This is a genomic window from Roseicyclus sediminis (assembly GCF_025515305.1).
Lineage (GTDB): Bacteria > Pseudomonadota > Alphaproteobacteria > Rhodobacterales > Rhodobacteraceae > Roseibacterium > Roseibacterium sediminis.
Genome location: NZ_JAOPHT010000001.1, coordinates 278,964 through 290,000 on the forward strand (window position 1 = coordinate 278,964; position 11,037 = coordinate 290,000).

General features: G+C 63.5%; 8 protein-coding genes, 1 tRNA gene and 2 rRNA genes (1 of these 11 cut by a window edge). 1 reads left to right on the forward strand and 10 read right to left on the reverse strand.

Going from position 1 to position 11,037, the window contains the following annotated elements:
• From N8I71_RS01390 to N8I71_RS01420, 7 genes are all read right to left on the reverse strand, one after another.
• Entirely contained in the window at window positions 1–360 is a 360-nt protein-coding gene (locus N8I71_RS01390; protein ID WP_262876132.1) for a SpoIIAA family protein, read from the reverse strand.
• A 28-nt stretch (window positions 361–388) separates the two neighbouring features.
• Window positions 389–1,768: an MBL fold metallo-hydrolase RNA specificity domain-containing protein gene (locus tag N8I71_RS01395; protein WP_262876133.1), complete on the reverse strand. Its 1,380-nt coding sequence runs from the start codon at window positions 1,766–1,768 to the stop codon at window positions 389–391.
• Window positions 1,769–1,785: 17 nt separating this feature from the next.
• Window positions 1,786–2,739 carry an LOG family protein gene (locus tag N8I71_RS01400; RefSeq protein ID WP_262876134.1) on the reverse strand — a complete coding sequence of 318 codons (954 nt, stop codon included), beginning with the start codon at window positions 2,737–2,739 and terminating at the stop codon, window positions 1,786–1,788.
• Between the two features lie 140 nt (window positions 2,740–2,879).
• A complete protein-coding gene (locus N8I71_RS01405) occupies window positions 2,880–4,208 on the reverse strand; it encodes an MFS transporter (protein WP_262876135.1) in 1,329 nt (442 codons plus the stop codon).
• A complete protein-coding gene (locus tag N8I71_RS01410) occupies window positions 4,208–5,332 on the reverse strand; it encodes an ABC transporter permease (RefSeq protein ID WP_262876136.1) in 1,125 nt (374 codons plus the stop codon). The genes N8I71_RS01405 and N8I71_RS01410 overlap by 1 nt, the downstream gene beginning before the upstream one ends.
• A gap of 17 nt (window positions 5,333–5,349) precedes the next feature.
• Entirely contained in the window at window positions 5,350–6,276 is a 927-nt protein-coding gene (locus tag N8I71_RS01415) for an ABC transporter ATP-binding protein (RefSeq protein WP_262876137.1), read from the reverse strand.
• Window positions 6,273–7,232, reverse strand: coding sequence for an HlyD family secretion protein (locus N8I71_RS01420; protein ID WP_262876138.1), 960 nt, complete (start codon window positions 7,230–7,232; stop codon window positions 6,273–6,275). The genes N8I71_RS01415 and N8I71_RS01420 overlap by 4 nt, the downstream gene beginning before the upstream one ends.
• 147 nt (window positions 7,233–7,379) lie before the next feature.
• On the opposite strand from N8I71_RS01420, the gene N8I71_RS01425 reads away from it, so the two are divergent.
• Entirely contained in the window at window positions 7,380–7,664 is a 285-nt protein-coding gene (locus N8I71_RS01425; RefSeq protein ID WP_262876139.1) for a hypothetical protein, read from the forward strand.
• 469 nt (window positions 7,665–8,133) lie between these two features.
• On the opposite strand, the gene N8I71_RS01435 is transcribed toward N8I71_RS01425, so the two are convergent.
• The 3 genes from N8I71_RS01435 to N8I71_RS01445 form a co-directional block, all read right to left on the reverse strand.
• Window positions 8,134–8,210 (reverse strand) — tRNA-Met (locus tag N8I71_RS01435).
• 75 nt (window positions 8,211–8,285) lie between these two features.
• A 5S ribosomal RNA gene (rrf, locus tag N8I71_RS01440) occupies window positions 8,286–8,400 on the reverse strand.
• A 142-nt stretch (window positions 8,401–8,542) separates the two neighbouring features.
• Window positions 8,543–11,037 (reverse strand): 23S ribosomal RNA (locus tag N8I71_RS01445); it runs 333 nt beyond the window's last position.

Sequence of the window (11,037 nt, forward strand, 5' to 3'; positions counted from 1 at the left end):
TCAGCCGCGCACCCAGGCCCAGGCGGCGTCGAGCGCGCCCGCGTCGAAGATCCGCACCTCGCCCTTGAACAGGAAGGCGCTCAGCTTCACGCACCAGACCACCCACTCGGGCGCGCCCACGAGTGCCAGCCGCTCGAAATCCGCGATGTGGGCGAAGCCGAAGGACGCGTCCTCCCACGCCGCCTCCATGTTCCAGCCCTCGAAAGTCTCGTCCGCGTAGAACAGGACATTGAGCCTGCCGAACTCGCTGAACCTCTCCTGGAGCTTCGGCAGGAGGTCCTTGTAATCGGCCTCGGTCAGCTTGCCCCCGGCGCGAACGCCGACAACCTTTCCTTCGCTTCCCTCCATGATCTGCAGCATTGCGGTCCCCTCCTCCTCGTGATGCGATTCAAATGCTGAAGCTCTGGTGCATCTTCGGCATTTCGACCCGCCCCCCTTCCAACTGCTCCGCGAAGGCCTTCCTCGCCTTGTCCTCGCCGTGGATCAGGAAGGTCACTTCGGGCCCGCCGGTGCGCCCGTGCCAGTCCAGAAGCTCGGAGCGCCCGGCATGGGCCGAGAAACCGTTGATCGTGTGGATCTGCGCCCGCACCGGGATGTGATCGCCGAAAAGCTTGATGGATTTCGCGCCGTCGATGATGATGCGCGCCAGCGTGCCTTCGGCCGCGTATCCCACGAAGATTATGCTGCAATCGCTGTGGGCGAGGTTGTGGCGCAGGTGATGGCGCACACGCCCGCCCGTGCACATGCCCGAGCCCGCCATGATCACCGCGCCGGCGCGGATACGGTTGAGCGCGATCGAGTCCGATGCGTCGCGGGTGATGTGCAGCTCGGGCAGGCGGAACGGGTCCTTGCCGCTGTGGATCATCCGTTCGATCGAGGCCTTCATCGCTTCGGGATGACGCCGGAAGAGCTGCGTGGCCGAGATCGCCATGGGCGAGTCGAGAAAGACCTGCGTAGTGGGCCTGATCTCCTTTCGCTCCATACCCTCGCGCAGGAAGAACAGAAGCTCCTGCGCCCGCTCGAGGGCGAAGGTGGGGATGACGACATTGCCCCCGCGTGCATCCGCATCCCGGATCGCGTCGTAGAACTCCGCCACCGAGGCGTCGATGGGCCGGTGGTCACGGTCGCCATAGGTCGTCTCCATCACCACCACGTCGACCGGCGAGGGCGGTTCGGGGCCGTTCAGAAGCGGCCGGTTCTCGGGGCCGATATCGCCCGAGAAGAGAATGCGCCTGGACCGCCCGCTCTCTTCCAGTTCGAGGAGGATGCTGGCCGAGCCGAGGATATGGCCCGCGTCGTGGAACGTGGCGCGGGCGCCGTCCCAAAGGGGCACGGGCCGGCCGTAGTCGGCCTCACGCCCGAACCGGTCGAGGCTGTCGAGCGCGTCGACCGTGTCGTAGAGCGGTTCGCTCTCCTCGCCCCCGTGGCGGTGCCTGTTGCGCCGCTTGGCCTCCTCCTCGTGCAGATGGGCCGAGTCGAGCAGGACAAGCCGCGAGAGGTCGCGGGTGGCCGCCGTGCAGATGATCTCGCCGCGAAACCCGCGCTTCACCAGAAGCGGGATGCGCCCGCAATGGTCCAGGTGGGCATGGGTCAGCAGCAGCACGTCGATGTCGGCGGGGTCAAACCCGAAATCGTTGGCGTTTTCCTCGTGCAGCTCCCGCCCACCTTGGAACATGCCGCAATCGACGAGGATGCGCCGTCCCGCGCAGGTCACCATGTGACAGGAGCCCGTGACGCTCCCCGCCGCGCCGTGAAAATTGATCTCCATGGGCCCTCCCTCCCCGTTCACCCGATGAGTGTCGTTCCGCTCCGCTCATACCAGCGGAGGATGTCATCCCAGATTTCCTGTGCCGTCTCGGCGTACCAGAAGAGGTCCCGGTCCTCGGGGTCGATCACGCCTTCTTCCACCAGGAAATCCGGGTCGAAGGCCCGTCGCCAGTACTGCTCGCCCACAAGGACCACGGGCACCGGCTTGACCTTGCGTGTCTGGATCAGCGTGAGCGTCTCGAACAGTTCGTCCATGGTTCCGAAGCCGCCGGGAAAGACGACGAGCGCCCGGGCGCGCAACAGGAAGTGCAGCTTGCGGATCGCGAAATAGCGGAACTGAAAACAGAGGCTCGGCGTAAGGTAGGGGTTCGGATACTGCTCGTGCGGCAGCGAGATGTTCAGCCCCACCGTGCGCGCGCCCGTCTCGTAGGCGCCGCGATTGGCGGCCTCCATGATGCCCGGCCCACCGCCGGTGACGACCACCAGTCGATTGCCGCAGGGCCCTTCCGCCTCGCCGACAATCCTGCCGAAGTCGCGGGCGACATCGTAGTACCGGCTCTTGTCCAGCACACGTCGCGCCACCCGCAGACGGCCCGCAAGCTCCGTGTCGTCAGGCGCCTCGGCAAGCTTTCGTTCGAGGTCCTCCACGCGGCACCGCGCCGCGATGGGCTCGGGCACGCGGGTGCTGCCGAACACCACGATGGAATGCGCCACGCCATGCTCTTCGAGCAGCATTTCGGCCTTTGAATAGTCGAGCTGCAGCCTCAGGCCGCGGTTGCCGCTGCGGTTGAGAAACTCCACGTCCCTGTCCGCCGGCCGGTAGTTCGGCGCGCGCACGATCGCGGCAACAAGCGCCGGGGCGTCGATATCCTCGCTGGCGGGTTTGGGCGTCTTCCACGGAAGGTCGGTGGCCCGTTCATGGGGATGGGCCGGGGCCGGCTTGTCGCGCGGCATGTCTGGATCGTCCTTCACGGGCGCCAATCCTCCTCTGCGGCCGGGCCGCATCCTCCCCGGGACGGCAAGGCTTTGCGATTGAAACCCGCGAACGGGCGCGTGCCATTGACGCAAATCAAGGCCATGCCAATCCGAGATAATTTGCCAGGCCAATACCCTCAGCGCAGGGGCGCGCGGCTCCGGTCCGGCGTGAGGGCAAGCGCGATGACGGCACACAGACAAGCGACCGTCATGTAAAGCGCGGGCGCCGTGGCGAGACCCGTCGCCTCGATGAGCGATGTTGCGATCATCGGGGTCAGGCCGCCGAAGACGCCCACGCCGATATTGAAGGCCACCGAGTACCCCGACAATCGGTCACGTTCGGGAAACATCTCGACGAAGAGCGCGGGGCCCGAGCCCAGCGGCACCGACAGAAGCGCGAAGGCCAGCACATGCATGACGATGACCGAGGCGAGCGATCCCCCGGAGACCAGCATCCACTGGTGCAGCGGCCAGGACAGAAGGCTCAGCGCCAGAATGGCGATCGCGATCCATGTGCGCCGCGCGATCCAGCGGTCGCCCACGATGGCCAGAAGCGGCATGAGCGGGATCACCAGCAAGGTCATCCCCGTATTGATCGTCAACGCTTCGCTCCGCGCCATCAGGCCCTGTCCGGACAGCCACTCGGGCAGGTAGACAAAGACGATGTAGAAACAAGTTCCGTAGGATGCGGCGAAGACGAGCGCGAGGAGCGTCTCGCGTCGGTTGGTGGTGAAGGCCTCGAGCAGCGGAGAGGTCTCGTCGCGCCTTGCGTGCTGGGCCTCGAAACGCGCGGAATTGTGCAGGTTGCTCCGGATCAGAATGGCCGTGCCGCCCAGTAGCGCACCGCCGAGGAAGGGCAGGCGCCAGGCCCAGTCCGACACGGTCTGGGCATCGAAGAAATTCGTCACCAGCGCCGCCGCGCCAACGCCGAGGAGCGAGCCCGACATCGAGCCGATATTGGCCCAGCTTCCCGTCAGGCCCCGCCGCGCAAGGGGCGCGGTCTCGACCAGGTAGGTGGCCGAGGACGAGAACTCGCCGCCCACGGAAACGCCCTGCAGCAGGCGCAAAAGGACCAGCAGGACGGGCGCGAGGAGTCCGACCTGCGCGTAGGTCGGCAGAAGGCCCAGCAGCACCGTAGGCAGCGCCATCATCGTCACCGAGATCTGCATCGTGCGTGCGCGTCCGTATCGGTCGCCGAACCAGCCGAAAAAGGCCGCGCCCAGCGGTCGCATCAGGAACCCGGCCGCGAAGACGCCATAGGTCGCGATCAGGCCCGCCGCCTGGTTTTGCGACGGAAAAAAGAGCGGGGCGATGATGCCGGCGAGATAACCGTAGAGCGCGAAGTCGTACCACTCGACGACATTTCCGATGAAGCCCGCCATGATGCGGTGCCGCAGTTCGGGCGACCGGAGCACGGCCGGCGGACCATCGGGGGCGATTTCGTCTTCGATGTCCTTTTTGCTCATCAGTCGAGTCTTTTCCGGAACCGCAAGGATGCCACGACAAGGCCCAGCACCGCAAAACCCAGAAGCCAGGCCGCATCCGGCCCGAGATCGGCAAGCTCGGCGTCGCGCAGCACAACGCCCCTGATGATGCGCATGAAATGCGTCGCGGGCAGCAGGTCCGCAATCAGCTTTGCACCGTCGGGCATGCCCTCGTAGGGGAACATGAAGCCCGACAGCAGGATCGACGGGAGCAGGACGAAGACCGTCATCTGCATCGCCTGCAACTGGCTTTTCGCGATGGTCGACAGCACAAGGCCCAGCGACAGGCTCGCGAGGATGAACAGCAGCGTGACGACGAGAAGCGTGCCGAGCGACCCCGCCGTCGTGACCGAGAAGAGCGCGGCGCCCAGGCCCAGGATGATGCCGACCTGCAAAAGGCCGATGCCGACATAGGGGATGATCTTGCCGATCATCAGCTCCAGCGGTCGGATCGGCGTCGTGATCAGCATCTCCATGTTGCCGCGTTCGGTTTCGCGCACGATGGCGGCGGCGGTAAACATGATCATGGTCATCGTCAGGATGATCCCCACGAGGCCCGGCACGATGTTCACGACGCTCCGCTGCTCGGGGTTGTAGAAAAGCGTGACTTCGAAGGTGGGGGTGGCGGTGTTCGTGGGCTCGCGGAAAAGCTCTCCCAGCGGCATGACCCGCAGCGACCGGATCGCGCCCGCCACGAGCGTGTCCGACCCGTCGGCGATCCACTGGGCCACCGGCCGTGCGGTCTCGCCCGGCGCGGTCGGGGCGAAGCGGCCGCCGATGGCGGGGCTGCGCACGAGGCGATCGTCGATGTCGTGAGGGATGATGAAGGCCGCGCGCACCTCGGCCCGCACGATGGCGCGCTCTGCCTCCTCGACCGTGGCGAAGCGTTCCTCGAAGCGGACCACCTGCGTGGCCTCCACGATCTGCGTAAGCGCCTGGCTGAGGCTGGTGTTGCTCTGGTCGACCACGGCCGCCGGGATATGGCGCACCTCGGTGTTTATGGCATAGCCGAAGAGGACCAGCTGGATGAGCGGGATCATCACGATCAACCCGAAAGTCAGCCGGTCGCGGCGGAGCTGCAGCAGCTCCTTTCGCAAGATGGCCATCGTTCGCCGTGCCGAGATCATCGTGCCGCGCCCCGCGTGGCCAGCACGAACACGTCCTCCAGGTTGGGCCGCACCGGTCGCACCGACACCTCCGGATGATCGCGCAGCGCGTCCGTCACCGCGGTCTCGGCATCCGTAACGGTCTCGGCCACGAGGACGCGCAGCCGGGCGCCGATCTGGGCGACCGAGGAGATCGCCTCATGCCCCGCCAGCTCGCGCCCTATGTGACGCAGGTCGTTGCCCGCGACCTCGACGACCCGGCCCCCGACCTTTTCGATGAGCTCCTCCGGGGTGCCGTCGGCGCATTTCCGGCCCAGATCGAGGATGGCGATCCGGTGGCAGCGCTCGGCCTCGTCCATCAGGTGGGTCGAGACGATCATGGTCGTGCCGGCATCGACGAGGTCGAACAGCCGTTCCCAGAAGTTCCGCCGCGTCTCGGGATCGACGGCGGAGGTCGGTTCGTCCAGGAACAGAAGCTCGGGCTCGTGAATGACGGTCGCCGCCAGCGCCAGGCGCTGGCGCTGCCCGCCGCTCAGCGCACCGGCAAGCATCGTGGCCTGCTCGCGCAGGTCGTAGGTCTCCAGTAGCTCGTCGATGCGCCGCCGCTTGCGCGCCGCGGGCAGGTCGTGGATCTCGGCGATGAACCTGAGGTTCTCGAACACGGTGAGATCGCGATAATGGGTGAAGCCCTGCGTCATGTAGCCGATCCGGCTCTTGAGCGGCTCGGCGTTGCCCGGCAGGTGCGTGCCCAGCACCTCCGCCCGGCCCTCGCTGGGCGTAAGCAGGCCCGTCAGCATTCTCATCGCCGTCGTCTTGCCCGAGCCGTTGGGCCCCAGAAGGCCATAGACCACGCCCTTCGGAATCGTGAGGTCCAGCGCGTCGACGGCGGTCTTGTTGCCGAAGCGCCGCGTCATGCCGACGGTTTCCGCCACCGTTTCGGTCATGGAAGCGTGGCCGTCACCGGCACGCCGACCGGCAGGTCCGCGGCCTCGGCCGGAAGCGCCACTTCGGCAAGGTAGACCAGGCGGCTGCGCTGTTCCTGGTTGAGCGCGTAATAGGGCGTGAAGGCGGGCTCGTTGCTGATCCAGCGCAGGCTTCCCTCGAAAACCGCCTCCGTCCCGTCGAGACGGATCGAGACCGGATCGCCGACCCCGAGCCCGTAGCGCGCGGGTTCGGGAATGTAGATGCGCGCATGCGGCCGGTCGCCCGTCAGCAGAACGGCGACCGGACTGCCCAGCGGCACGCGCTCGCCGAGGTTCCAGGGCAGGCTGTCGAGGATGCCGTCGCGCGAGGCGCGGATCGTCAGATCCTCGAGCCGCGTGCGCTCGGCGGCGACCTGCGCCTGCGCGGCCGCCACATGTGCCTCGGCGATGCGAATGTCCTCTTCGCGCGCGCCTTCCCGGATCTCGGCGAGCGCCTGCTCCGCGCCGGTCAATTCCGCGAGGGCGCTGTCGCGGCGGGCGATATCCTGATCGAGACGGGCCTGCGTGATGGTCCCGCCTTCCAGAAGGCGCCGATTGCGCTCGAGCGTCGTCTCCGCCTCTTCGTAAACGGCGCGGGCACCACGCACGCGCGCCTCGGCGATCGCGACCTCCTGGTCCCGGGCGCCGCTCCGGACCCGTTCCAGGTCCGCCTCGGCCTCGGAGAGACGCGCAGTGGCGAGCTGTAGGTTCGCCTGCTGCACCGCATCCTCGAGCTGCACGAGAACGTCACCCGCCGCAACCGCGCTGCCTTCGGCGACGGGCAGCGCGGTGATGATCGCGTTCCCGGTTGCCGTCAGCACCACGCGTTCACGCATCACGATGCCGAGGGCGACGTCCGTCTCGCGCTCGGCGCAGGACTGCAGGAGCATCGGCAGAACGAACGCCGGGATCGCGATTGCCTTGAGTATCGGGATCATGGCGGCTGCGTTTCCTGTTTTCGCCCAACCCTGTCGCTCCTCGACATTCCGGCATGCGAGGTGGTTTTCCCCTGACATGAATCAAAGCGACCCGTCTTTGTCGGACGGTAGGATGAACACCGCCAAGGAACCGGCAGGGAGCCAGCAATGCCAACCGACGTCTATATCCAGCATCTCGAAAACCGGCTCGCGAGTGTCGACGCCAAGCTCGCGCGGGCCAAGGCGGCGATTGACGAGGGCGGTCCCGCCGACCAGGCGAAAGCCCTGGAGGAGTGGAGCGAGCTCCGCATCCGCCATGACGACCTTGCCAAGCGGATCGAGGGCGCGAAACACGAAAACACCGAGAAATGGTCGGCACTTCACACAAGCTTCCGGGAAGAAGCCGATGCGCTCGCGGACACGCTGGAGCGCTGGCTGACCAAGCTCTCCTGAGCCCGCTGACGCAACCAGCTGTTTTTAAGGATCCACCAGATCTGGGTGACGTATTCCGGTTTCAGCTTTGGGGCATGACGAGCCCCGGAGCCATGGCCGGGGTGGCCGGCGTAGCGTCTCGGGATGGCGGAGCCGACGGCTGCACCACCTCGGGAAATGGCCGCCGGCAGCCCAGCGATGTGTGTGGACGCAGCGTGTTGCAGTGCTGGGGCCCGCTCTCGGTGACGACCCTCGCCTCGGCTAGGCTGTAGCCTCAGCGACGTGCACCGTCAGAATGTGAGCGTGCTGACGGAGCGGATGAACACACGCCCGGAGACCGCAGCGGCTTTACGCGGTCTCATCCGCGAGAGGCGTTTGGCTCCTGAAGGAGATGGGCTTGCCGTCGAGCTCATGGGCGAGCAGGCGGCGATCATGCACTCTGCTGAAAACGAAAAAGCCCGGACGACGGGCCCGGGCATTTCGCAAAAGTTGGTTGCGGGGGTAGGATTTGAACCTACGACCTTCAGGTTATGAGCCTGACGAGCTACCGGGCTGCTCCACCCCGCGCCAAAGCGCCAATGCCGTGCAGGATATGGCACTGAATGTCATCGTTCGAGAGATACTCAACGTGTCTCTTTCTAGGTTTGGCGGTGACCTACTCTCCCACGTCTTGAGACGCAGTACCATCGGCGCAGTGGCACTTAACGGCCGGGTTCGGAATGGAGCCGGGTGTTTTGCTCACGCTATGACCACCAAACCGAGGAAGAAACACGTTTTAAAATGTGTCCAACGCCGTTGGCTTCTACAGCTCAATGACAAAGGACACATATCCAAGTCAGGTACACCATACGGTGATGCTCGTTGGTCCGTTTCGGCCAGTTTCCTGGCTTCTACTGGATCAAATCAAGCCTATCGGGCAATTAGTACCGGTCAACTGAACGCATTACTGCGCTTACATCTCCGGCCTATCGACGAGGTGGTCTACCTCGGCCCTCAGGGATACCTTGTTTTGAGGGGGGCTTCCCGCTTAGATGCCTTCAGCGGTTATCCTTTCCGATCATAGCTACCCAGCACTGCCATTGGCATGACAACTGGTCCACCAGTGGATCGTTCACCCCGGTCCTCTCGTACTAGGGGCAACTCCTCTCAAGTATCCTACACCCACGGCAGATAGGGACCGAACTGTCTCACGACGTTCTAAACCCAGCTCACGTACCTCTTTAAACGGCGAACAGCCGTACCCTTGGGACCTGCTCCAGCCCCAGGATGAGATGAGCCGACATCGAGGTGCCAAACGGTGCCGTCGATATGGACTCTTGGGCACCATCAGCCTGTTATCCCCGGCGTACCTTTTATCCGTTGAGCGATGGCCCTTCCACGCGGGACCACCGGATCACTATGGCCGTCTTTCGACTCTGCTCGACTTGTCAGTCTCGCAGTCAGGCTGGCTTCTGCCATTGCACTCAACGAGCGATTTCCGACCGCTCTGAGCCAACCTTCGCGCGCCTCCGTTACTCTTTAGGAGGCGACCGCCCCAGTCAAACTACCCACCACGCATGGTCCCGGATCCGGATAACGGACCGCGGTTAGACATCAAGCAGAACAAGGGTGGTATCTCAAGGGAGGCTCCACAGAGACTGGCGTCCCTGCTTCAAAGCCTACCACCTATCCTGCACATGTTGTGCCTGATGCCAGTGCGAAGCTGTAGTAAAGGTGCACGGGGTCTTTCCGTCTAACCGCGGGAAGCCTGCATCTTGACAGGCAATTCAATTTCGCTGAGTCGATGTTGGAGACAGCGGGGAAGTCGTTACGCCATTCGTGCAGGTCGGAACTTACCCGACAAGGAATTTCGCTACCTTAGGACCGTTATAGTTACGGCCGCCGTTTACCGGGGCTTCAATTCGGTGCTTGCACACCTCCTTTTAACCTTCCGGCACCGGGCAGGCGTCAGACCCTATACGTCGTCTTGCGACTTCGCAGAGCCCTGTGTTTTTAGTAAACAGTCGCCACCCCCTGGTTTGTGCCCCCAGCCCCAAGTTGCCTTGGAACTGGGCCTCCTTCTCGCGAACTTACGGAGGTATTTTGCCGAGTTCCTTCAACATCGTTCTCTCAAGCGCCTTGGTATTCTCTACCAGTCCACCTGTGTCGGTTTAGGGTACGATCTAATAGTGGGGCTATTTCCAGGAACCGCTCAGCAGCCCAACCAATCCGATAAGGTTGAACTACACCTGCGATCCGTCACCACCACATGGCCCAGGAATATTAACCTGGTTCCCATCGACTACGCCTTTCGGCCTCGCCTTAGGGGTCGGCTTACCCTGCTCAGATTAGCTTTAAGCAGGAACCCTTGGACTTTCGGCGACAGGGTCTCTCACCCTGTTTGTCGCTACTCATGTCATCATTCTCGCTAGTGATCTCTCCACCGGATGGCTCACGCCCCGGCTTCACAGAAAACCCCGCGTCTCCAATCCCGGCGAACCGGGTAAGGAGACATGGAGTTATGTCACACTACGCTCCGCTACCATGCCTTACGGCATCCTCAGCTTCGGCTCATGGCTTGAGCCCCGTTACATCTTCGCCGCAGGACAACTTGATTAGACCAGTGAGCTGTTACGCTATCTTTAAAGGATGGCTGCTTCTAAGCCAACCTCCTGGTTGTTTTGGTCGTCCCACCTGCTTTCCCACTTAGCCATGAATTGGGGGCCTTAGCTGGAGGTCAGGGTTGTTTCCCTCTCCACGACGGGCGTTAGCACCCGCCGTGTGTCTGCCATCTAGTACTCCCGGGTATTCGGAGTTTGGTTAGGATCAGTAAGCCTGTGGGGCCCCATTACCCATCCAGTGCTCTACCCCCCGGGGTATTCGGATGACGCTCTACCTAAATAGATTTCGCGGAGAACCAGCTATCTCCGAGTTTGATTGGCCTTTCACCCCTAGCCACAACTCATCCCGACCTTTTTCAACAGGTGTGGGTTCGGACCTCCAGTAAGTGTTACCTTACCTTCATCCTGGTCATGGCTAGATCACTCGGTTTCGGGTCTGATCCCACGAACTCAACGCCCTATTAAGACTCGCTTTCGCTACGCCTACACCTATCGGCTTAAGCTTGCTCGTGAGACCAAGTCGATGACCCATTATACAAAAGGTACGCCGTCAGGGCGCAAGGCCCCTCCGACTGCTTGTAGGCGCTCGGTTTCAGGTACTGTTTCACTCCCCTCGTCGGGGTGCTTTTCACCTTTCCCTCACGGTACTGGTTCGCTATCGGTCAGCAAGGAGTACTTAGCCTTCGAGGGTGGTCCCCCGATCTTCAGACAGGATTTCACGTGTCCCGCCCTACTTAATACGTCCGATCATGCTTCCCATACGGGGCTGTCACCCACTATGGCCGACCTTTCCA